21 protein-coding genes are annotated in these 22,254 nt (G+C 63.0%); 15 read left to right on the forward strand and 6 right to left on the reverse strand.

What is annotated here, in order from left to right:
* Positions 1-107: 107 nt before the first annotated feature.
* From ctaD to B9A11_RS07260, 4 genes are all read left to right on the forward strand, one after another.
* A complete protein-coding gene (gene ctaD, locus B9A11_RS07245) occupies positions 108-1,781 on the forward strand; it encodes a cytochrome c oxidase subunit I (protein ID WP_058246570.1) in 1,674 nt (557 codons plus the stop codon).
* Between the two features lie 143 nt (positions 1,782-1,924).
* A complete protein-coding gene (locus B9A11_RS07250) occupies positions 1,925-3,052 on the forward strand; it encodes a calcium-binding protein (RefSeq protein WP_083499770.1) in 1,128 nt (375 codons plus the stop codon).
* A gap of 82 nt (positions 3,053-3,134) precedes the next feature.
* A complete protein-coding gene (locus tag B9A11_RS07255) occupies positions 3,135-3,644 on the forward strand; it encodes a DUF2244 domain-containing protein (protein ID WP_058247107.1) in 510 nt (169 codons plus the stop codon).
* A complete protein-coding gene (locus B9A11_RS07260; protein ID WP_058246568.1) occupies positions 3,644-4,543 on the forward strand; it encodes a hypothetical protein in 900 nt (299 codons plus the stop codon). Before B9A11_RS07255 ends, B9A11_RS07260 begins: the two co-directional genes overlap by 1 nt.
* 60 nt (positions 4,544-4,603) lie before the next feature.
* On the opposite strand, the gene B9A11_RS07265 is transcribed toward B9A11_RS07260, so the two are convergent.
* Positions 4,604-5,065 (reverse strand): GatB/YqeY domain-containing protein, encoded by a 462-nt coding sequence (locus B9A11_RS07265; protein WP_058246567.1) that lies wholly within the window; start codon positions 5,063-5,065, stop codon positions 4,604-4,606.
* A gap of 191 nt (positions 5,066-5,256) precedes the next feature.
* Here B9A11_RS07265 and carA point away from each other — a divergent pair, with 191 nt between their 5' ends.
* Complete coding sequence (carA, locus tag B9A11_RS07270) at positions 5,257-6,408, forward strand: glutamine-hydrolyzing carbamoyl-phosphate synthase small subunit (RefSeq protein ID WP_058246566.1); 1,152 nt, start codon at positions 5,257-5,259, stop codon at positions 6,406-6,408.
* Positions 6,409-6,507: 99 nt separating this feature from the next.
* The gene (locus tag B9A11_RS07275; protein ID WP_234988754.1) at positions 6,508-8,400 is read left to right on the forward strand and encodes a glycosyltransferase; all 1,893 of its coding nucleotides are present in this window, start codon (positions 6,508-6,510) and stop codon (positions 8,398-8,400) included.
* Here the strand turns inward: B9A11_RS07275 and B9A11_RS07280 are convergent, their stop codons facing one another.
* Positions 8,401-9,051, reverse strand: coding sequence for a GntR family transcriptional regulator (locus tag B9A11_RS07280; RefSeq protein WP_058246565.1), 651 nt, complete (start codon positions 9,049-9,051; stop codon positions 8,401-8,403).
* A 102-nt stretch (positions 9,052-9,153) separates the two neighbouring features.
* Here B9A11_RS07280 and B9A11_RS07285 point away from each other — a divergent pair, with 102 nt between their 5' ends.
* The 3 genes from B9A11_RS07285 (at position 9,154) to B9A11_RS07295 (ending at position 11,423) form a co-directional block, all read left to right on the forward strand.
* A complete protein-coding gene (locus B9A11_RS07285; RefSeq protein ID WP_058246564.1) occupies positions 9,154-9,801 on the forward strand; it encodes a pyrimidine 5'-nucleotidase in 648 nt (215 codons plus the stop codon).
* A 164-nt stretch (positions 9,802-9,965) separates the two neighbouring features.
* The gene (locus B9A11_RS07290) at positions 9,966-10,175 is read left to right on the forward strand and encodes a hypothetical protein (RefSeq protein ID WP_058246563.1); all 210 of its coding nucleotides are present in this window, start codon (positions 9,966-9,968) and stop codon (positions 10,173-10,175) included.
* A gap of 54 nt (positions 10,176-10,229) precedes the next feature.
* A complete protein-coding gene (locus B9A11_RS07295; RefSeq protein WP_058246562.1) occupies positions 10,230-11,423 on the forward strand; it encodes a UbiH/UbiF family hydroxylase in 1,194 nt (397 codons plus the stop codon).
* A gap of 72 nt (positions 11,424-11,495) precedes the next feature.
* Here the strand turns inward: B9A11_RS07295 and B9A11_RS07300 are convergent, their stop codons facing one another.
* Positions 11,496-12,623: an aminotransferase class V-fold PLP-dependent enzyme gene (locus B9A11_RS07300; RefSeq protein ID WP_058247105.1), complete on the reverse strand. Its 1,128-nt coding sequence runs from the start codon at positions 12,621-12,623 to the stop codon at positions 11,496-11,498.
* A gap of 242 nt (positions 12,624-12,865) precedes the next feature.
* On the opposite strand from B9A11_RS07300, the gene B9A11_RS07305 reads away from it, so the two are divergent.
* Positions 12,866-13,969 (forward strand): Hint domain-containing protein, encoded by a 1,104-nt coding sequence (locus B9A11_RS07305; RefSeq protein ID WP_058246561.1) that lies wholly within the window; start codon positions 12,866-12,868, stop codon positions 13,967-13,969.
* Positions 13,970-13,972: 3 nt separating this feature from the next.
* Here the strand turns inward: B9A11_RS07305 and B9A11_RS07310 are convergent, their stop codons facing one another.
* Together B9A11_RS07310 and B9A11_RS07315 are read right to left on the reverse strand one after the other, a co-directional pair.
* The gene (locus B9A11_RS07310; protein WP_058246560.1) at positions 13,973-14,431 is read right to left on the reverse strand and encodes an Lrp/AsnC family transcriptional regulator; all 459 of its coding nucleotides are present in this window, start codon (positions 14,429-14,431) and stop codon (positions 13,973-13,975) included.
* On the reverse strand, positions 14,428-14,883 hold the full coding sequence (locus B9A11_RS07315) for an Lrp/AsnC family transcriptional regulator (RefSeq protein ID WP_058246559.1): 456 nt from the start codon (positions 14,881-14,883) through the stop codon (positions 14,428-14,430). The genes B9A11_RS07310 and B9A11_RS07315 overlap by 4 nt, the downstream gene beginning before the upstream one ends.
* Before the next feature lie 148 nt (positions 14,884-15,031).
* On the opposite strand from B9A11_RS07315, the gene ilvC reads away from it, so the two are divergent.
* Together ilvC and B9A11_RS07325 are read left to right on the forward strand one after the other, a co-directional pair.
* Positions 15,032-16,054 (forward strand): ketol-acid reductoisomerase, encoded by a 1,023-nt coding sequence (ilvC, locus tag B9A11_RS07320; protein WP_058246558.1) that lies wholly within the window; start codon positions 15,032-15,034, stop codon positions 16,052-16,054.
* A gap of 231 nt (positions 16,055-16,285) precedes the next feature.
* A complete protein-coding gene (locus B9A11_RS07325; RefSeq protein ID WP_058246557.1) occupies positions 16,286-17,575 on the forward strand; it encodes a calcium-binding protein in 1,290 nt (429 codons plus the stop codon).
* A gap of 236 nt (positions 17,576-17,811) precedes the next feature.
* Here the strand turns inward: B9A11_RS07325 and B9A11_RS07330 are convergent, their stop codons facing one another.
* Positions 17,812-19,593 (reverse strand): trypsin-like peptidase domain-containing protein, encoded by a 1,782-nt coding sequence (locus B9A11_RS07330; RefSeq protein ID WP_058246556.1) that lies wholly within the window; start codon positions 19,591-19,593, stop codon positions 17,812-17,814.
* A gap of 180 nt (positions 19,594-19,773) precedes the next feature.
* On the opposite strand from B9A11_RS07330, the gene B9A11_RS07335 reads away from it, so the two are divergent.
* The 3 genes from B9A11_RS07335 to B9A11_RS07345 all read left to right on the forward strand — a co-directional run bounded on the left by B9A11_RS07335 (position 19,774) and on the right by B9A11_RS07345 (position 22,220).
* Positions 19,774-20,703 (forward strand): glycine--tRNA ligase subunit alpha, encoded by a 930-nt coding sequence (locus B9A11_RS07335; protein WP_058246555.1) that lies wholly within the window; start codon positions 19,774-19,776, stop codon positions 20,701-20,703.
* Between the two features lie 2 nt (positions 20,704-20,705).
* Positions 20,706-21,218 (forward strand): DUF6446 family protein, encoded by a 513-nt coding sequence (locus B9A11_RS07340; protein ID WP_058246554.1) that lies wholly within the window; start codon positions 20,706-20,708, stop codon positions 21,216-21,218.
* Between the two features lie 144 nt (positions 21,219-21,362).
* Positions 21,363-22,220: a DUF1206 domain-containing protein gene (locus B9A11_RS07345; protein WP_058246553.1), complete on the forward strand. Its 858-nt coding sequence runs from the start codon at positions 21,363-21,365 to the stop codon at positions 22,218-22,220.
* The last annotated feature ends 34 nt before the right edge of the window (positions 22,221-22,254 follow it).

Raw genomic sequence — 22,254 nt, forward strand, 5'->3', positions numbered from 1 at the left:
TACCTCCATTGCCGCCGGGGGTGTCACATTCTAAAACCGATAGTGATCTATGGGCGCGGGGGGATTCCCTTTGTGCCTGTTTTTTGGACACCAGCAGGAGGCACAAGATGGCAGACGCCGCCATTCACGGCCACGAGCATGAGGACAACCGGGGCTTCTTTACCCGGTGGTTCATGTCGACGAACCACAAGGACATCGGGATTCTGTACCTGATCGTTTCGGCTCTCGTCGGTCTCGTTTCGGTCATTTTCACCGTTTACATGCGCATGGAGCTTATGGAGCCCGGCGTGCAATACATGTGCGCCGAAGGGTGGCGCCTGACGGCTGCGGCCGTTGCGGACTGTACCCCCAACGGGCACCTGTGGAACGTCATGATCACCGGTCACGGGATTCTGATGATGTTCTTCGTGGTTATCCCCGCCCTGTTCGGCGGCTTTGGTAACTACCTGATGCCGCTTCAGATCGGCGCGCCGGACATGGCGTTCCCGCGCATGAACAACCTGTCCTTTTGGCTGTATGTGGCCGGCACGACCCTGGCTGTGATGTCGGTGTTCTCGCCGGGCGGCAACGGCCAGCTGGGTTCGGGCGTGGGCTGGGTTCTGTACCCGCCGCTGTCCACCAACGAAGGCGGCTATTCCATGGACCTCGCGATTTTCGCGGTTCACGTGTCGGGTGCCTCGTCCATTCTGGGCGCGATCAACATGATCACCACCTTCCTGAACATGCGCGCACCGGGCATGACCCTGTTCAAGGTTCCGCTGTTCTCGTGGTCGATCTTTGTCACCTCGTGGCTGATCCTGCTGTCCCTGCCGGTTCTGGCGGGCGCGATCACCATGCTGCTGACCGACCGTAACTTTGGCACGACGTTCTTTGATCCGTCGGGCGGTGGTGACCCGATCCTGTATCAGCACATCCTGTGGTTCTTTGGCCACCCGGAAGTGTACATCATCATTCTGCCGGGCTTTGGCATCATCAGCCACGTCATCGCGACCTTCTCGCGCAAGCCGGTCTTTGGCTACCTGCCGATGGTCTGGGCGATCATCGCGATTGGTGCTCTGGGCTTTGTCGTGTGGGCGCACCACATGTACACCGTTGGCATGTCGCTGACCCAGCAGTCCTACTTCATGCTGGCGACGATGGTCATCGCGGTCCCCACCGGGGTCAAGATCTTCTCGTGGATCGCCACCATGTGGGGCGGCTCGATCGAGTTCCGCACCCCGATGCTGTGGGCGTTCGGCTTCCTGTTCCTGTTCACCGTTGGCGGCGTGACCGGCATCGTGCTGTCTCAGGCAGGTATCGACCGCGCCTACCATGACACCTACTACGTCATCGCGCACTTCCACTACGTGATGTCGCTTGGCGCCGTGTTCGCGATCTTTGCGGGCATCTACTTCTACTTCCCCAAGTTCACCGGCAAGATGTACCCCGAGTGGGCGGGTAACCTGCACTTCTGGATGATGTTCGTCGGTGCAAACCTGACCTTCTTCCCGCAGCACTTCCTGGGTCGCCAGGGTATGCCGCGCCGCTACATCGACTACCCCGAGGCATTCGCCCAGTGGAACTATGTGTCGAGCTGGGGTGCGTTCATCTCCTTCGCGTCGTTCGTGTTCTTCTTTGGGATCATCATCTACTCGCTGCTGGCCGGCCGTGCCGAGCGCCGCGAGAACCCGTGGAACGAATACGCGGATACGCTGGAATGGACCCTGCCCTCCCCGCCGCCGGAGCACACTTTCGAGCAGCTCCCGAAGCAGGAAGACTGGGACAAGAGCCCCGCGCACTAAGCGCCGCTTGATCCAAAACGAAAGGCCCCGCCAGATGTGCGGGGCCTTTTCTTTTGGCCTGAACACTTTGTCGCAGGGCACTGAAAGGGGGGGCTAAGGAATGGGCTGTACACGTTGCCGGATCAGTACAGGAGCTTGTGACCATGCCAATGATTTCCGGCACGAATAACGCCGACACCCTCACCGCCACGACCGCCGAAGACACGATCTATGGTCAAGACGGCGATGACAGCCTGACGGCGGCGGGTGTTGCCGTTGACTATATGGCGTTCATGCCGCTCGAGCTGCACGGCGGCAACGGCAACGACACGCTCGTCGGCGGCGACAACAGCGAGAACCTGTTTGGCGACGCGGACGATGACCTGCTGTATGGCAATGGCGGGTACGACATGATCGACCTTGGCAACAACGGCAATCCCAGCGGCAATGACACCGCCTATGGCGGTGCGGGCAACGACACCTTTCTCATGGGCGATGGCAATGACGTGGTGGATGGCGGCGATGGCATCGACATCATCGAATTCGACATGACCGACGAAGCCGCCGCCAGCAGCTTTAGCCTTGATCTGTGGCGTGACACCAGCATCACACATGCCAATGGCACGCTCAGCTTTACCTCGGTCGAAAGCTTCAAACTTAGCAATGCGGCGCATTTGTCGGCGATCACCCTGCAAGGGCGCCCCGCTGCCCAGGACAAGTTTTCGGTGAGCAGCGCTATCGCCGTAAAGATGTATGGCCTTGGCGGCAACGACACCCTGTACAGTTGGACCGCCGACGATACGGTGCTGGGCGGCAATGGCAACGATGCAATCAACGGGCGGGCCGGCAATGATTACCTCGATGGCGGGGCCGACGACGATTATATCTGGGGCGACCTGGACAATGACTTTATCATTGGCGGCACCGGGGCCGACACGCTTCAGGGCGGCACCGGACGTGACGTGTATTATGGCGGCGCGCGCGGCAGCGGTGCAGACGGGGATGTGGACACCTTCAGGTTCTATTCGGGCGACATGGGCGTTGGCGCGACGCGTGATGTCATTCGCGATTTCGAAGACGGGGTGGACCTGATCGACCTTTCCGGGTTTTCCGGAACCTTCACCTTTATCGGGGCGACCCGGTTTACCGGCGCGGGCATGGAAATTCAGGCCGGCGTTCTGGGCAGCGGCAACACTCTGATCCGGATCGACACCAATGGCGACAGCAACGTCGACGAAGAATTGCTGCTGCTGGGCAGTCAAACGCTGACAGCGGACGATTTCGTCTTGTAAAATCGCCTGATGGACCGGGGCAAAAGCGTTCTGTGGCGCTTTGCCCCTGTCCTTTTTCGGCGGGCGCGATATTTTGCCAGCCATGCCCCACACCTGGACCGAAACCTCGCCCCCCGATGCCCGCATGGAACTGCGCGCCTGGCCGCATAACTCGCTGTCGGCCCAAGGGTTTGCGGTGATGATCCTTGGGTTTTTCCTGTTTGCCTCGATCCCTCTATACGGGCTGCTTGGCACCGTGCTGCTGTGGGGGCTGTTGCCCTTTATGCTGGCCGCCGTGGCGGGGCTGTATTACGCGCTGCGCCGGAATGAGCGCGACCGGCAGATCCTCGAAGTTTTGACGATCACCCATAACAGCACCCGCCTGCTGCGCACCAACCCCAAGGGCGACACCCAAGAATGGGAGGCCAACACCTATTGGGTCGAGCCGCAGCTGCACCCCTCCGGCGGGCCGGTGCCGTTTTATGTCACGCTTAAAGGCGCGGGCCGCGAGGTGGAAATCGGCGCGTTTCTGTCCGAGGATGAGCGCAAAGCTCTTTACGGCGACCTTGTAGAGCGCCTAAACCGCGCCAGAAACCAACGTGAGTTTTCTTGATGGCACAGGCCCCGGCGACCCCGAAATGGCACCGATACGCGTTGCGCGCGGCGGCGCGGTTTGGCTTGGCGGATCGGCTGCGGCCCGTTCCCAGCGAAGAGGCCGCGCTGGCCCTGCGCGCCGAACTGGCCGGGCATGTGCCGCCCTTGCGCAAGCAGGTGTCCTTTTTGATTCCGCTGGTCTCGCCCGAGGATGTGAGCGACTGGGACGCGGTCACCGACCGGCTGAACGCGACGCTGGCCTGCATGATCGCGCAGAATGATCCGCATTGGCACGCCATCATCTGCTGCCAGACGCGCCCGCCCCTGCCCGAGGATGAGCGCATCGCGTGGCTGCCGTTTCACGACGAGACCCCCGGCAATGACAAGTGGCGCAAGCTGGGGGCGTTGATCGACTGCCTTGGGCGGCTCGACCTGCCGCCGGGCTATGTCATGACCTTTGACGCCGATGATCTGCTGCGCCAAGGCGTGGTAGCCGAGATGCTGCGCCGCCAAGCCCCCGGCGGCTACGTGGTGGAATCCGGCTACGTGATGGATGACGCGGCGGGAACGATTGCTTTGGCTGATGCGCCGTCCTTGCGCACGCCCCTGCGCAAACCGTTCTGGAAGCTGTGCGGATCCTGCGCGGCGGTGGCCTATGATCCGTCGATACCACAAAGCCTTGTGTTCCTGCGTGAAATGGTGCTGCACGAGCACCGCATGTTCCCCTATCTCGCCGCCTTGGCGGGCAGTCGCCTCGCGCCCCTGTCGGAACCGGCGGTGCTGTACGTGCTGAACCACGGCGAGAACTTTGGCGCGCGGCGCGGGCGGGTTGGGTTCAAGACCCGTTTCGTGGAACGCTTTCGCATTGATGACCCGCAAGAGCTGGCGCGGATCGCCTCTGGCTTTCCCACCGACTAGGCCATCAAAACGCGAAAAGCCGGGGACATGCCTCGGCTTTTGCAATTGTTTCGTGGCAGATCAAGCCGCCAGACGGTCCTTGACCTTGGCGCCCACCGCGCCGAAATCCATCTGGCCGGTGTATTTCGCCTTGAGCACGCCCATGACGCGGCCCATGTCGCGGATCGACTCGGCGCCGACCTCGGCCACGGCGGCATCAATCGCTTGCGTGACCTCTTCGTCGCTCAGCGCCTTGGGCAGGAATTGTTCGATGATCTCGATTTCCGCCAACTCGCGTTCCGCCAGGTCCAGCCGGCCACCCTCTTCGTAGGTTTTCGCGCTTTCGCGGCGCTGCTTGACCATTTTGCCCATGATCGCAAGCACTTCGGCCTCTTCGACGCCGGTTTCATTGCCTTCGGCGCGGACGGCGATATCGCGGTCCTTGATGGCCGCATTGATCAGCCGCAGCGTCGAAAGCCGCGCTGCATCCTTGTCTTTCATCGCCTGTTTCACGGCGGCATTTACGCGTGCACGCAAGTCCATTTTCGTCTCGTCCCCAATTTCTCAAGACACAAAGGCGGACACTACCCGATCACAAGATTTGGCGCAACTCTGCCTTTCACTTGCCAACCCACTGAAAACGCTGGACTTTCATTTTCACATCTCCCCTTGACCCTTAAGGCGCTCGGTCCTATTTTCCGCGAAATTTTGCCCCAAAAACCGGAGTCGCGCCGATGTCTGCTGCCCAGACCAAGCCAACCGCCTGCCTTGCCCTCGCCGATGGGACCATTTTCTATGGTCACGGGTTCGGCGCAACCGGCCAGACCACGGCCGAGCTGTGCTTTAACACCGCCATGACCGGCTATCAGGAAATCATGACCGACCCGTCCTATGCGGGGCAGATCGTGACCTTTACCTTTCCGCATATCGGCAACACCGGCGTGACCCCCGAGGATGACGAAACCGGCGATCCGGTTGCGGCGGGCATGGTGGTCAAATGGATGCCGACGCAAAGCTCGAACTGGCGCGCGGCGCAAGAGCTGTCGGACTGGCTGCGCGCACGGGGCCGCATTGCCATCGGCGGCGTCGACACCCGCCGCCTGACCCGCGCGATCCGCCAGCAAGGCGCGCCGCATGTGGCCTTGGCGCATGACCCCGAGGGCAACTTTGACCTTGAGGCGCTGGTTGCCGCCGCACGTGGGTTCTCTGGTCTCGAAGGGTTGGATCTGGCCAAGGATGTCACCTGCGCCCAGTCCTACCAGTGGAACGAGATGCGGTGGGCCTGGCCCGAAGGCTACGCGCCCCAGACCGCGCCCAAGCACAAGGTTGTCGCCGTCGATTACGGTGCCAAGCGTAACATCCTGCGGTGCCTGGCCTCTGCGGGCTGTGACGTGACCGTCCTGCCCGCCTCGGCAACCTATGACGATGTCATGGCGCACAACCCCGACGGCGTATTCCTGTCGAATGGCCCCGGCGATCCGGCGGCGACCGGCGCCTATGCCGTGCCGATGATCCGCGATCTGCTGGACAAGACGCAGCTGCCGATCTTTGGCATTTGCCTTGGGCACCAGATGCTGGCGCTGGCGCTTGGTGCGAAAACCATCAAGATGAACCACGGCCACCACGGCGCGAACCACCCCGTTAAGGATAAAGAAACCGGTAAGGTTGAAATTACCTCGATGAACCATGGATTCGCGGTGGATACGCAGACCCTGCCAGAGGGCGTGACCGAGACTCATGTGTCGCTGTTCGATGGATCGAACTGTGGGATTCGCGTGGCAGACCGTCCGGTTTTCTCGGTTCAACACCACCCCGAGGCGAGCCCCGGGCCGCAGGACAGCTTCTACTTGTTTGAGCGCTTTGCCAAGTCCATGGATGCGGCGTAAAGCTCTGAAAAGCGGTTAACATTTTGCGATAAAAGCAATGGTTTACCACTTATTAATTATCTGAATGCGACAACGGGTCCACGTTCTGAGGGACCCGTTATGTCATCGCATCGACCGACCACCGCAAATCCCGCTCTGGCTCAGGCCAGTTCCAAACGCGGTCAGCCAATCAGCCATCTGCTGATCGAGCAAGGTATCGTTGCACCGCGCGTGATGGTCGGGGCTTTGGCCGAGGCGGCCCGCATCGCCCAACCCGTCGCCCGCGTGATCGAGGCAGAGGCGCTGGCCAGTCGCGAAGAGGTGATCCGCGCCCAATCCGAGCACTACGGCGTGATGTTCCTGCGCCGCGAGGACACCCCGCCCGACCCCGATGTGGTTGGCCTGCTACCGCCGGAATTTTGCCTTGCCCATGGCGTGCTGCCGTGGATGCGCTTGGGGCAAACGGTGGTGCTGGCGATGGCCCGGCCAGAAACGTTTGACGATGTGGTGCCGCTGTTGCCGGACGATTTTGGTTCGATGACCATGGCCTTGGCGCTAGAGGCCGATATTCACGATGAAATCGCTGATCGCCATGGCGCGGCTCTGGCGCGGATCGCCGAAACATCGCTGCCCGCCGAGGAAAGCTGTCGCGATCTGAACAGGACCACCGGCCGCACCCGCAAGATTGCCGCGCTTGGCGGCTTGGCGGGCGTCGCCCTGCTGGGGGCCGCACCGCAACTGTTTTTCGCCGGGGCGCTGATCTTGGCCCTGGCGTCCTTGCTGATCGCGCAGGGCATGAAACTGGCCGCGCTTTGGGCCTCTCGGCGGCAGGATCGGCCCGCGTCGGTGCCCTTGCCGCAGGTGCCCCCCGCCGTCTCGATCCTTGTCCCCCTTTACAAAGAGGAGAATATCGCACGCACGCTCGTGCGTCGATTATCGAGATTAAGCTATCCCAAATCCCGCCTCGAAGTGATCCTTGTGCTCGAAGCCATGGACGACACCACGCGCGAGACTCTATCGCGCACCAATTTGCCGCCGTGGATGCGCGTGGTCACCGTGCCCCCCGGCGATGTGACGACCAAACCGCGCGCGCTGAACTATGCGTTCAATTTCACACGCGGCGACATTATCGGCATTTACGACGCCGAAGATGCCCCCGCCCCGGACCAGATCGAACGGGTGGTGGCCCATTTCGAACACGCCCCGGCGCAGGTCGGCTGTGTGCAGGGCATCTTGGATTTCTACAATCCGCGGGCCAACTGGCTTTCGCGGTGTTTTTCCATCGAATACGCCAGTTGGTTTCGCATCCTGTTACCGGGCCTCGCGAAAATGGGATTTGCGGTGCCCTTGGGCGGTACAACAGTGTTTTTCCGGCGTGACGTGCTACAGCGGGTGCGCGGCTGGGACGCCCACAATGTCACAGAGGACGCCGACCTTGGCATCCGGCTGGCGCGCCACGGCTACCAGACTGAATTGGTCGCCACCGTCACCCGCGAAGAGGCCAACAACCGCATGTGGCCGTGGATCAAGCAACGCTCCCGCTGGCTCAAGGGGTATGCCATCACCTGGTGGGTGCACAGCCGCCGCCCCATCGCCTTGTTCAGGGACTTGGGCGCGCGCCGCTTTTTGGGCGTGCAGATGCTGTTTCTCACGACCCTGCTGCAATTCACCCTCGCACCGATCCTGTGGTCTTTTTGGCTGATCCTCGCCGGCTTGCCGCATCCGCTGGACAGCTATCTTGATCGCACCATGATGCTTTGGCTGACGGGGATCTTCCTCTCCGCCGAGGGGACAAGCCTGCTGATCGGCCTGTCCGCCGTGGCCCGCACCCCGCACAGTACGCTTTTTGTCTGGGTGCCGACGCTCTTTGCCTATTTCCCACTGGGCACGATGGCCATGTACAAGGCGCTGTGGGAAACCCTGACCAACCCGTTTTACTGGGACAAGACACAGCACGGCCACTCCGCGCCGGACACCCCGCACGCGGATCTGCCGCCTGATTTCAAAGGCTGATCAGCTGCCGTATTTGTCTTGCGCGTCCAGCTTGAGCCGGGTCACGAAGGCCACCGAGATATGATCGCGCAGCGCCTTGTAGGCGGCGTCCTCATCGCGGCGGCCAATGGCATCGACAATCGCCTGATGCTCGGCCAAGGCCACTTCGCCCCGCCCCTGCGCCGCCAGCGACGTGGTCGCCATCAACGCCATGGAGCGGTGGACCAGATCAAGCTGCTGCACCAGGAACCGGTTGTGCGAGGCCAGGTGGATCATCTTGTGAAACCGCCGGTTCGCGCGGGCCAGCGCCGCGGAATCGCCCAGCAACGCCTTGTCCTCGACCACCATCTCGCGCAGCACCTGCACCTCTTCCTCGGTGGCGTGACGCGCCGCAAGACGGGCCGCCAGCCCCTCCAGCTCGGTGCGCACGGCGTAAAGCTCCGCCATCTGGTTGTGATCCAGCGACGAGACGATCAGCGACCGCCCATCCCGCGACAGCAGCGACTGCGTCTCCAACCGTTGCAACGCCTCGCGAATAGGCGTGCGCGAGACGCCAAACCGCTCTGCCAGCTCACTTTCGACCAACCGGTCGCCCGGACGATAGACCCCAGAGTCGATTGCCTCCAGAATCAGGGAATAAGCGTCCGTGTTTTGCGATCGGACTTGGTTCATCGCGCGTCTCCTCGTTGGGTCGGCAAAGATTACACGGCGGGATATGTTAACCGCAAGTCAGGCCAATTGCCTCACCCCCTGAAAGGCTTTAGCAAGCAGATCATGCCAAAACGTAACTTTTCCCACGTCCGAGCCTGGGTCTTTGACCTCGACAACACGCTGTACCCGCCTGCGGCGCGACTTTTTGACCAAATCGAAACAAAGATGACCGACTATGTGATGCGCGTGGCCGGGGCAAGCCGGGCGCAGGCCGACGGGCTGCGGCGCGACTATTGGCAGCGCTACGGCACCACCTTGGCGGGCCTCATGCGCCATCATGACATCGACCCGGATGACTATCTGGTGGATGTGCACGACATCGACTTTGCCGCGCTCGACCCCGATCCGCACCTGTCCGAGCTGATCCAGGCCCTCCCCGGCCGCAAGATCGTCTACACCAACGGCAGCGCGCCCTATGCGGCCCAAGTGCTGCGCGCCCGCGGTCTAGAGGCTGCCTTTGACGCGATTTACGGCGTCGAGCACGCCGATTACATGCCAAAGCCCGACCGCGCCGCCTTTGAGCAGGTCTTTGCCATGGACGGCCTTAGCCCCGGCGAAGCCGCCATGTTCGAAGACGACCCACGCAACCTTGCCGCGCCCCACGCCATGGGAATGCGCACGGTTCTGGTGGGCCCCGACGCCCACGACGGCGACCACATCCACCACCATACGGACAATCTGAACGACTTCCTCAAACGGCTGCTGGGCTAACCCCACCTGCATAGTTTTGTCGCAGTCTCCGAGGCTTAGGGTAACCATTCCTCAAGAAAACCGGCTTTTACGATAATATACCTTAAGGATGCGACATTTCGCACCTGTCGCATTTGGCACATGCCGTTATCTCCTGCATCGACATCAAATAAGGAGTTCCGAATATGTCGATGAACGAAGCTGCCGCGCAGGGCAACACGGAAACCGCAAGCTTTCTGTCGGGCACCGCTGGCATCCTGACCTTTGTCGCGCTGTTCCTCGCGTGGGTGGCCCTTGCCACCGCAACCTGGGGTCTGCCGGGCCTTGCCATGACCGCGCTGGCCTGCGTGCCGGTGATGTACACGGTGCTGATCCTGATCACCTTCGGCAAGTAAGCCGCATGGTCTTTTCCTCCCTTGCGCCCTACATAGGCAGCAAGGAGAAAGACCATGGACCATGACATCGTCATCTCGGGCGGCGGCATCGCGGGTTTGACCGCCACCGCCGCCTTTGCTTCCGCCGGGTTTCGCGTGCTTTGCGTCGACCCAAGCCCCCCCGTCACGGACCGAGAGGCCGAGGGCGCCGACCTGCGCACCACCGCTTTTTTGCAACCGGCGCAGGCGTTTCTAGAGGAAACCGGCCTGTGGGCGCGGCTGGCCGATCATGCCATGCCGCTGGATGTGATGCGCATCGTGGACGCGGGCGGCGAAGTGCCAGAACCCCGCGTTATCAAGGACTTCCAGTCCAGCGACCTGTCCGACAAACCCTTTGGCTGGAACCTGCCCAACTGGCTGCTGCGGCGCGAAATGACCGCGCGGCTGGGCGAGTTGGCCAATGTCGACTTCCGCCCCGGCACCGCCACCACCAGCCTCTTTACCCGTCAGGCAGAGGCCCGCGTGGGCCTGTCCGACGGCACCCGCGTGCGCTGCAAGCTGGTGATCGCCGCCGACGGACGCGCCTCGCCCATGCGGCAGGCAGCAGGCATCGGCGTCAAAACCACCCGCTTCGGGCAAAAGGCGCTGGCCTTCGCCGTCACCCACCCGATCCCGCACGGCAATGTCTCAACCGAAATCCACCGCACCGGCGGGCCGTTCACGCTGGTCCCCCTGCCCGATTTCAACGGCCGCCCCTCCTCGGCCATCGTCTGGATGGAAGAAGGGCCAAAGGCCGAGGCGCTCTTCGCCCTGCCCGACGACGCCTTCCAGGACGCCATGTCAGAGCGCTCCTGCCACCTCTTCGGCCCGCTAACCCTCGCCTCGCGCCGCACCATCTGGCCGATCATCGCCCAAGAGGCAGAGCACCTGACCGCCCAGCGCCTCGCCCTCGTGGCCGAAGCGGCCCACGTCGTCCCGCCCATCGGCGCCCAAGGCCTGAACATGAGCCTGCGCGACATCACAACCCTTCTGGACCTCGCCAAGGCCAGCCCGGACACCCTCGGCGACCAAGCCATGCTGGATGCCTACCACCGCCGCCGGATCACCGACATCCGGGCGCGCGTCGCGGGCATCACCACGCTCAACAAAATCTCGATGATGTCCGCGCCAACCCTGCGCGACCTTCGGGCCAAAGGGCTTGACGCCCTCTACAGCCTCAAACCGGTGCGCACCAACCTCATGCGCCTCGGCCTCGGCGCGGGCAGCTGACGCCCGCCCCCTTCTTCTCTTTGAAAATATCCCGGGTGGGGTGTGGGGAGGGCAGCGCCCTCCCCGCTGCGCTCAGATCACCTCGTCCACAACGCGCTTGAGACGCGCCACCGTGGCGTCCACGTCATACAGCTTATCCAAGCCGAACAAGCCAATCCGGAAGGTCGAAAACCCCTCAGGCTCATCACAGGCCAAGGGCACCCCCGCCGCGATCTGCATCCCCCGCTCGGCAAAGGCCTTGCCGGTCTGCACCTCGGTCGACGGCGCATAGCTCACCACGACCCCCGGCGCGCCAAAGCCCTCTGCCGCAACGGATTTCACTCCCTTGGCAGCGAACATCTCGCGCACGGCGTTGCCCAGCTTCCACTGCGCCTCTTTCAGCCGCTCGAACCCGTAATCGCGGGTCTCGGCCATGGTATCGCGGAAGGCGCGCAGGCTGTCCGTCGGCATGGTCGCGTGATAGGCGTGACCGCCGTTCTCATAGGCCAGCATGATCTGGTGCCACTTCTTGAGGTCCACGGCAAAGCTGTCAGAGGTGGTCTCTTCCATCCGGGCCAAGGCCCGCTCGGACATCATCACCAACCCCGCGCAGGGCGTCGCGGACCACCCCTTTTGCGGCGCAGAGATCAGCACATCGACGCCGGTCGCCTTCATGTCGACCCACACGCAGCCCGAGGCGATGCAGTCCAGCACCATCAGCGCGCCCACCTCATGGGCCGCCGCCGCCATGCGGGTGATATACTCGTCCGGCAAGATCACCCCCGCCGAGGTTTCCACATGCGGCGCGAACACGATGTCTGGCTTGACCTCGGCGATCTTGGCCTCGACCTCTTCGATGGGCGCGGGCGCAAAGGGCGCGTCCGGCGCGTTCCCGGTCTGGCGCGCCTTCATCACCGTGGTCTCGTCGGCAAAGGCCCCGGCGTCGAAAATCTGCGACCAGCGGAACGAGAACCAGCCGTTACGCACCACAAGCACCTTGGCCCCATGGCCAAACTGCCGTGCCACAGCCTCCATCCCATAGGTGCCACCACCGGGCACCACCGCCACCGCATCAGCGTTATAGACGTCCTTCAGCATCCCAGAGATGTCGCGCATCACCTGCTGAAACGCCGCCGACATATGGTTCAGCGAGCGGTCCGTAAACACGACCGAGAATTCCTCGAGGCCGTTCGGGTCGATATTGTCCAAAAGTGCAGGCATGACACCCTCCTTGCTGCGTTGCCACCACAGGTAGCCGCCCCCGCGCCCAAAGGCAAAACCCATTTGGACGCATCCCCGCGTCCGGCAGCGTGGCGCTTTTGCACGCTTTCCGCGAGTTTCCGCACAGGCAACCCAAGTTAACCCTTTATCGCCGAAAACAAATTGGTAAAAATCTGGTTAAATTGCGGCATAAAGCGGGCATCAGACCTGCCGCCGCCCGAGCAGAGCAGACCAAAAGCCACATGGCCAGCACGACCCTGTTTATCAATGGGTTCAGCGTTCTCGGCGAGTCGCGTTCCAACACGAACGCGTCCAACGGCGGAGAGTTGATGATCCACGACGGCACCGCCGTCTTCGAGGATGACGATATTATCGCCATCGTCGTGGATGACGTGGACGCAAATGGCATCCTCACCGACGCCTCGGTCATCACCCAGATCATCGTCTATGACAATGCCGCCGACTACTATGCCGAGGTGCCAAAGTTCACCTATGACTACAGCGGCACGGGCACCGGCGCGGACATCCCCGACGGGCGCGCGGGCATGGGCGATGCGTATTTGCGCTTTGACGCCGCCGAGCTGACCTCGACCGACGCCTCTGCCCCAGCGCTTAGCGATCTGGTCATGGTGGCGGGCGTCGATCTGGTCGAGCTGATCGAAAGCGGCGTGAACCCGATCGAGACGCCGACCTTTCAGGACATCGACTATAACCAGAACGGCACGATTGACACGGGCGAAGTCGCAGACGGTGCCTTTTCCAGCGAAATCAATGAGATCATCCCGATCTGCTTTGCCCGCGGCACCCTGATCGAAACCCCGGACGGCCCGCGTTATATCGAAACCTTGCGTGTCGGAGACCTCGTCACCACCCTCGACAATGGCCCCCAGCCGATCCGCTGGATTGGCGCGCGCAAGTTTCCGGGCACCGGCGTGCACGCCCCCGTGCGCATCAAGGCGGGTGTGCTTGGCAATATCCGCGACCTGCGCATCTCGCAGAACCACCGGATGATGGTGCGCGGCGCGCAGGCCGAGCTGCTCTTTGGTCAGTCCGAAGTCCTCGTGGCCGCCAAGCACTTGGTCAACGACGACACGATCCGCATCGTGCCCTGCGAGACCATCGAGTATTACCACTTTCTCTTTGACACGCATGAGATCGTTTTTGCCGAATGCTGCGCGTCGGAATCGCTCTTTCCCGGCCCGCAAACCCTGCGCCACGTGGATGACACCGCCCGCGATGAGATCACCGCGATCTTCCCAGAGCTGGCCCACTACGACGATGGCGCGCCCACCTCGCGCCTGTCGCTGCGCGGCTTCGAGGCCCGCGCCCTACGCCGCGTCGCCTGACGCCTAACCCAACGGGCCGGGCCTGCGTTCCTCCGACAGCAGCACATTGGCATCCAGGTTGCCCACCCCCGGCAGCGTCATCACCCGCCGCCGCAGCACCCGCTCGAAATCCGAAATGTCCCGCGCCACCACCCGCAGGCGATAGTCATAGGCACCCAAGACATGCTCGACCGTTTGCACCTCGGGGATGGCCTGCACCGCGCGCTCGAAATCCTCGACCCCCGCGCGCCCCTTGGCCGCCAGCTTGACCCCCAGGAACACCGTCACGCCAAAGCCCAAGGCCTGCACGTCCAGTTCCACCTGCGCGCCGCGAAACACCCCCGCCTCGCGCAACCGCTTGATCCGCCGCCAGCAGGCGGGCTGCGACAGGCCCAAGGCACGCCCCAAGGCCCCCGCACTGGCGGTGGCATCCTCGGCCAGGGCCCGCACCAAGGCGCGGTCCGTCTCGTCCAGATCAATCATAGCGGCAAGGTCTCCTCTGCCTTCAGGCGTGCGACGTGCATCAAGCCTTCGATGTCGGCGATATGCGGCAAGGTCAGCAGACGCTCGCGGTAAATCCGCTGGTAATGCGGCATGTCCCGCGCAATCACGCTCAGCCGCACGTCCACCTGCCCCAGAAAGGTCTGGATCTCCAAAACCTCGGGCACCTCGCGCGCCGCCGCGATAAACTCGTCAAAGGCGCGCGGCTGCGTCTTGTCCAAGGTCACGCGCAGGGACACCTCAACCTCATAGCCCAGGGCCGGCCAATGGATCACCCCGCGCACCCCGCGCAGCACACCCGCCTCGCGCAACCGCTCCAGCCGCCGCGTCAGGGTCGACCCGGTCACCCCCGCCCGCTCTGCCAATTCGGACAACGGCACCTCCGGGTCCGCCTGATAGTGCCGTAGAATCCGCCGGTCCGTATCATCAAGCATGATTTCCCCACTTTCTCACATTTACGCGAATACTTTATCTTCTTCTCTTTATAAATATCCAAAAAACGCAAACACACTCACCCGTCCCCCGCTATGGTGCGCCGCAGAACAACAGCACCCATCGGTGCCCCAAGCGAAGGAGACCGCCATGCGCGTCTATTACGATCGCGATTGCGATGTGAACCTGATCAAAGACAAAAAAGTCGCCATCCTCGGCTACGGCTCGCAGGGCCACGCCCACGCGCTGAACCTGCGCGACAGCGGCGCGAAAAACGTGGCCGTCGCCCTGCGCGAAGGCTCCGCCTCGGCCAAGAAATGCGAAGCCGAAGGCCTTCAGGTCATGGGCATCTCCGAAGCGGCCGCATGGTGCGACGTCATCATGTTCACCATGCCCGACGAACTTCAGGCAGAGACCTACAAAAAATACGTCCACGACCACATCAAGCCGGGCTCGGCCATCGCCTTTGCCCACGGCCTGAACGTGCACTTCGGCCTGATCGAGCCGAAAGAAGGCGTCGACGTCATCATGATGGCCCCCAAAGGCCCCGGCCACACCGTGCGCGGTGAGTACACCAAAGGCGGCGGCGTGCCCTGCCTCGTGGCTGTCGACACCGACGCGACCGGCAAAGCGCTGGACATCGGCCTGTCCTACTGTGCCGCCATCGGCGGTGGCCGCTCGGGCATCATCGAAACCAACTTCCGCGAAGAGTGCGAAACCGACCTGTTCGGCGAGCAGGCTGTTCTGTGCGGCGGTCTGGTCGAACTGATCCGTTGCGGCTTTGAGACCCTGGTCGAAGCCGGTTACGCGCCCGAGATGGCCTACTTTGAGTGCCTGCACGAAGTGAAGCTGATCGTGGACCTGATCTACGAAGGCGGCATCGCCAACATGGACTACTCGATCTCGAACACCGCAGAGTACGGCCAGTACGTCACCGGCCCGCGCATCCTGCCCTACGAGCAGACCAAGAAAGCCATGAAAGAGGTCCTGACCGACATTCAGCAGGGCAAATTCGTGCGCGACTTCATGCTCGAGAACTCCGTTGGCCAGCCGACCCTCAAGGCGTCGCGCCGTGCAAACGACGAGCACATGATCGAAGAAACCGGCGCCAAGCTGCGCGGCATGATGCCGTGGATCTCTGCCGGCAAAATGGTCGACAAAGAGCGCAACTAAGCGCCCTTCAAGCGATCGCAAGATTAGGGAACGGGGGCCGCTGTGCCCCCGTTTTCTTTTGCCCAACGCCACGCGGGCACGGGCCTTGAATTAACCAAGACGCTCTCTGCAACCCAAGGCTGCGCGCGCCCCTGACAAAATGGTCAGGATTTCCTTACCCACCCCAACAAACTGTTGACCAAGGGGCAACTCCGGCAGAGAATCCGCACGTATTTTCTGGAGAAGCCCTTAATGACCGTCCTTACCGATGCCAGCCTCGTCGCTGGGTCCGTTGTCACACCCGTCGATCCCGCCACCGCCGAAACCTACGCCATCGTCGGCCAGCCGGGCAGCGTCGAGCAGATCAACCCGCTGGCCGCTGTCGCCATTCCCGATCCTTTTGGTGGCCCCGCGCTGGACCGCCTTGGCGGCGTGGTCGTGGCGATTTCCGTGGGCGGGCTAGAGGCAACCGTGACCGCGCTGACTGCGCAGTCCCCCACTGCGTCCACCACGCTCAACCTGTCGCAGCAGGCCACCTCGCTGCTGTACTCCTTTGAGCAGAGCGACGGGTCGTACCTGTCCACCCGCACCGTCTTTACCGGCGGGGAGGGGCCGACCCTGCAAGAGGTGCTGAATGGCACCTATGACTTTGGCGACATGCTGGCGGCCACCGACACCATGAACGGCGCGCCCTACACGCCGCCCGTAGATCTGTCCGGCGACAACGACCTGCTTGGCACCTTTGGCGATGACGCGCTCAGCGGCGAAGGCGGCGACGACACGATCGACGGCGGTTTCGCGGGCAATGACACGCTGGATGGCGGTCCGGGCAATGACAGCCTGACGACCTTCCTTGGCGACGACCTGCTGCTGGGCGGCGACGGCGACGACATCCTTGCGGACGCGGGCGGCACCAACAACACGCTGCGCGGCGGCGACGGCATGGACACGCTCAACAGCGCCGGTGAGCTGGACGGTGGCCGCCACGCCGACCTGATCCGCGCAGGCTATGCCGACAACATGATCTATGGCCGCGGCGGCTATGACACCATCCTTGGCGGGTCGCTGAACGACACGGTCAAGGGCGGCACGTGGAACGATCTGATCCTGGGCAATGACGGCAACGACTCGCTTATGGGCAACCGCCACAATGACACGCTCGATGGCGGTCATGGGGACGATTACCTCAATGGCGGCGGCGACAATGACGTGCTGATGGGCTTTAACGGCAACGACACGATGCACGGCGGCGACGGCGCGGACAAGTTCCTGTTCGACTTCACGCCCGCGGCCTTCACCGACATCATCGACGATTTCGCCGTCGAAGAAGACCTGCTGATCGTGTCGGGCAACCTGGCCGATGGCATGACCCGGCGCGAGATTTTTGAAACCGCGTCGGTGACCGCTGCGGGGGTCGAGCTGTCGTTCAACGGCCAGACCATCATTTTGGAAGGCTTGACCAGCACCAACGGGCTGCAATCGGCGATCCGGGTGTCGGATCAGGATTACTTTGATTTCTACCCCTATGAAATCCTGACGTAATGGCGCGGTGGGGCGCTCCTAGCCCCCGCGCATCAAAAAAGGCCCCGTCCGAGGATGGGGCCTTTTTCATTGTTAATTGTAATCTGTGCGGTCAGGAGGGCTCCGCCCGTAAAACCCACAAACTTTCCCCCGGAAAGTTTGCCGCGCCTTAGGGCTCGGTCAGGAGGGCTCCGCCCGTAAAACCCACAAACTTTCCCCCAGAAAGTTTGCCGAGCCCAAAGGGCTCGGTCAGGGTTTTACTCCCAACAACTCACCAGAACGGTCATGTCGGATGCGAGGGCCGTCAGGTCTTCGGGGTCCATCACGCCATTGGTGGCGCGCGCGACCGGCTGGATGCCGTTGTCGCGCAGCCAGTTCAGCACCATCCGCCCCGACGCGGCAAAGCTCACCTGATCGGGCAACTGACGCCCCGCCGGGTCTTGGCGCGGCAAGAGCATCCCCATGACAGAGCCGCCCGCGTCGAACACCGGGCCACCCGTATCGCCGGGCAAGGACGCCAGCGCCAGACGCGTCAGACGGTCTTCGCCGCCCAATCCCTTGACGTCTTCGAGCGTGCCAAAGGTCATGGTCGGCGCGGTCAGCACGCCGCCAAAGCTATAGCCCGCCACGGCCACCTCGGACTGGATGCGCGGCACGTCGGACAGGAACTGCGCAACCCCGCGCGGCGCGATGCGCTCTTCGGGGGTCAGCACGGCCACGCCCAGCGTCGGCTCGGTCGCCATGACGCGCGCCTCGTAAACGCCGTTCAGCGTGACGCGGTCGCATTGCGCCACCGCCTCGGCGGAGGTCAGCACCGTGCCGCGCGATTCCACAAAGAAGCCCGAGGCGTTCAGTTTCGGCGTGCGCACTTCAAGGCCGGACACCAGATCAACCGCCTGCCCCTCGTCGGTAACGGCGGCTGGGTCCAGCACGCCGTTCGTGCGCTCAAAGCTCGCCTGCATCGCGTCCAGAATACGGCTGCGGCGCTCTTCGTCGTTCGCGGGCCAGACCAGCGTAAAGCCCTTGATCTCGCCATTGCGCAAGGACACCTCTGTGTGAGAGACGATGCGGTCGTTCGCGCCGGTCAGGGTAAAGCCATCGCCGCGGCGTTCGCGCGCGCCCTCGACCGGGACGATGCGCAGGGTCTGCATGATCTCATAGAGGCCGTTCATGGTGCTGCGGTCGCCGGGCTGCGAGATCAACAAGACCTGCGCGCCCTCGACCATGCCCGTCGGGTTGAACAGCGCAAAAGGCGCCTCGTAACGGTCGAACTTGACCGCGCCCAAGGGCAGCTCCATCGAGATGCCGGACCGCGCATCAGCGACAAGCGACAGGTCCATCCCGTCCAGCACCGCGTTATACTGCGCCAACAGCTGCGCGCGCTGGCGGGTGGTCAACACGCCGGTGGCCTCATGGCCGTTCGCCTCTTGCCACGCGGCCATGGAGCGGCGGGTGCCGGGGCCAAACGCACCGTCGATGCGCGCCTGATAAAAGCCCGCCCATTTCAGCGCGATCTGCAAGGCATCGCGTTCGGCGCGGTTCAGCTGTCGCTCAGACGCGCGGGCCTCGCGGACGGTTTCCTCGGGCTCGGGCTCGGGCGCGGCCTCTACGACAGGTGCGGCCACAGGTTCGGGCTGTTCTACCACCACAGGCTCTGCGGGCACGGGCGCAGCTTCGGCCTGTTCGACCGGGGCGGCGGCGGGGCGATCAGCCTGTGCGCCAACCGGGAAGAACTGCTGCCCATAGGCCTGCGCGGGCTCAATATAGCTGTCCGCCGGGATCGCGCGATCCGCCAAAAGCTGCCCCAAGACCTCTTGCGCCCGTTCGCGCGTATAAGGACCGATGGCCACGCCATACCAGCCCCCACCCAGCGAAAAGCCGTTCACGTCCTGCACGGCTTGCGCGTAATTCTGCACGCTTTGCTGCGCGCCGGACAGGCTGGTGCGCGCCTCGACCTGAATGTAAACCAAATCCTCTTGGGCAAAGGCGCCCTGAGCGAAAAACAATGCGGTGGTAAGGGCAAATACTTTTTGTTTCATTCCTGCTTTCGACCTCTGGGGCAGAAGGTTATCCTGATCATTGAGGCATTCTTATCAGAAGATTAACGCGTTGCACGCGCAATTTGCCCGATAAACCCCTCACAATCCCGCCACAATCCGTTGACCACGCCGCCCGCAAACCCTAATCAGACGCATGATTTGACAGGGGAGCCCGCGACCATGGCCGAAGCACTGGCGAAACCGCGCAGTTTTCAGGAGATCATCCTGCGCCTTCAGACCTACTGGGCGACAAAAGGATGTGCGATCCTGCAACCTTACGACATGGAAGTCGGCGCGGGCACGTTCCACCCGGCCACGACCTTGCGCGCCTTGGGGACCAAGGCATGGGCGGCCGCCTATGTGCAGCCCTCGCGCCGTCCGACCGATGGCCGCTATGGCGAAAACCCCAACCGCTTGCAGCATTATTACCAGTATCAGGTGCTGATCAAACCCAGCCCGCCCAACCTGCAAGAGCTGTATCTTGGCTCGCTCGCAGCGATCGGCATCGACATGGAGCTGCACGACGTGCGTTTCGTCGAGGACGACTGGGAAAGCCCGACGCTGGGCGCTTGGGGGCTGGGCTGGGAAGTCTGGTGTGACGGCATGGAAGTGTCGCAGTTCACCTATTTCCAGCAGGTCGGCGGGCATGACTGCCATCCGGTGTCCGGCGAGCTGACCTATGGTCTGGAGCGTCTGGCGATGTACGTGCTGGGCGTCGATCACGTGATGGACATGCCCTTCAACGATCCCGACGCGCCCATCGCGCTGAAATACGGCGACGTCTTCAAGCAGACCGAGCAGGAATACAGCCGTTGGAACTTTGACGTGGCCAATACCGAGGTGCTGCTGCGCCACTTTGAAGAGGCAGAGGCAGAGTGCGCCGCGATCCTGTCGCAGGAGCACATCGACCCCAAGACCGGCAACCGCATCATCATGGCCCACCCGGCCTATGACCAGTGCATCAAGGCCAGCCACATGTTCAACCTACTCGACGCGCGCGGGGTGATCTCTGTCACCGAACGTCAGGCCTATATCGGCCGCGTGCGCGCGCTGGCCAAGATGTGCGCCGACGCCTTTGTGCAGACCGAAGCCGGGGGATTTGCCGCGTGAGGATGGGCAAGATCCTGATGGCCTTTACCATCATCAGCGCCTTTGCCGTGGGCTTTGGGGTCTATTACACCCAAGTCTATGCGTTTTATTCCCAGATCGAGGGCAACGGCACCACCGACGTGATGCTGACCCCGGTGGGCGGCGGCGCGCCCGAGGTGATCGCTTACAGCGATTTTCAGGCGATTGACCGCGAAAGCTCGCCCCTTGCCTATCGCGCCTGTTTCACCACGACGCAGTCGCTGGCGATGTTGACCGAAACCTTTGAGATGTACGAGCGCGCGGTGCCGCGCATTTCTCCGGCGTGGTTTGAATGCTTTGACGCGCAGGCCGCGGGCGACGCCATCGAGGCGGACAAGGCCGTGGTCTTTACCGGCCAGCGCAACATCGAGTTCGGCATCGACCGCGTGGTCGCCATCACCGAGGACGGGCGCGGCTATATCTGGCAGGAAATCAACGAATGCGGCGACAAGGCCTATGACGGCTCGCCCTTGGGCGAGGATTGCCCGGAACGTTAAGTGCTGCCCCCAAGGCTCTGGCACAGAACAATAATCGCAAAGCGCGTCCCAGACCTCGGGGCGCGCTTTTGCTTTTGCGCGCGCGCCTCAGGGAACCAAACCGCCCATTCAAACGCTGTCCTTTTAACCACGAGGAGTTCAGCCATGTCCGACAAAGCCCCCGCTTGGGTCGTCCCCGTCATGCGCGCCGGATACAGCGCGCGCGGCGTCGTTTACACCGTTGTCGGGGGGCTGGCGTTGCTTGCCGCTGTTCAGGGCAACCCGGCCCAGGGCACCACCGACGCGCTCGCGGATCTGCGCGCCATGCCTTGGGGCTTTGCTGCGCTCTGGGCCATCGCCGTCGGGCTGTGGGCCTATACCGCGTGGCGCTTGATCGACGCGTTTATGGACCTCGAGGACTACGGCCACGACGTCAAGGGGATGCTGGCCCGTGCAGGTCTGGTCATCACCGGGCTGATTCACGCGACGATCGGCCTGTCCGTCGCCACCACAGCCATAGGCGGCAGCGCCTCGGGCGGCGGCACGCAAAGCGCCACGCAAAAGCTGATGGCCCTGCCCTATGGTCCGGTCCTTGTGGGTCTGGTGGGGATCGCGACCGTCGGCGCCGGGATTTACTACGCCTACAAAGGCTACGCTGAGACGTACAAGGACCACATCCGCGTCACCCCCACCGCCCGCAAGCTGGACCCGGTGATGAAGTTCGGCTGCATCGCCGAGGGCGCGGTGGTCACCATCATCGGCACGCTCATCCTGATCGCCGCATGGCGCACCGATCCCGCGCAGGCGGGCGGCGTGGGCGAGGCCTTGGGCGAAATCCGCTCGGTCGCCTATGGGCGCATCCTTTTGGGCGTTGTGGCCCTCGGGCTGATCGGCTTTGCCGTCGAGAACTTTGTCGAGGCCGCCTACCGCATTGTGCCCCGCCGCGCGGGCCGCGATGTGATGACCCTCGCCCACCGCGCGAAACTCAAAGCGCAAGGCAAGCTGCGCCAAGCCACCGCTTGATGGGTTCATAGCCTTAATCGCTTGCCCCCCGGCC

The sequence above is a fragment of the Tropicibacter naphthalenivorans genome, from assembly GCF_900176475.1.
In the GTDB taxonomy this organism is placed as follows: Bacteria; Pseudomonadota; Alphaproteobacteria; order Rhodobacterales; family Rhodobacteraceae; genus Tropicibacter; species Tropicibacter naphthalenivorans.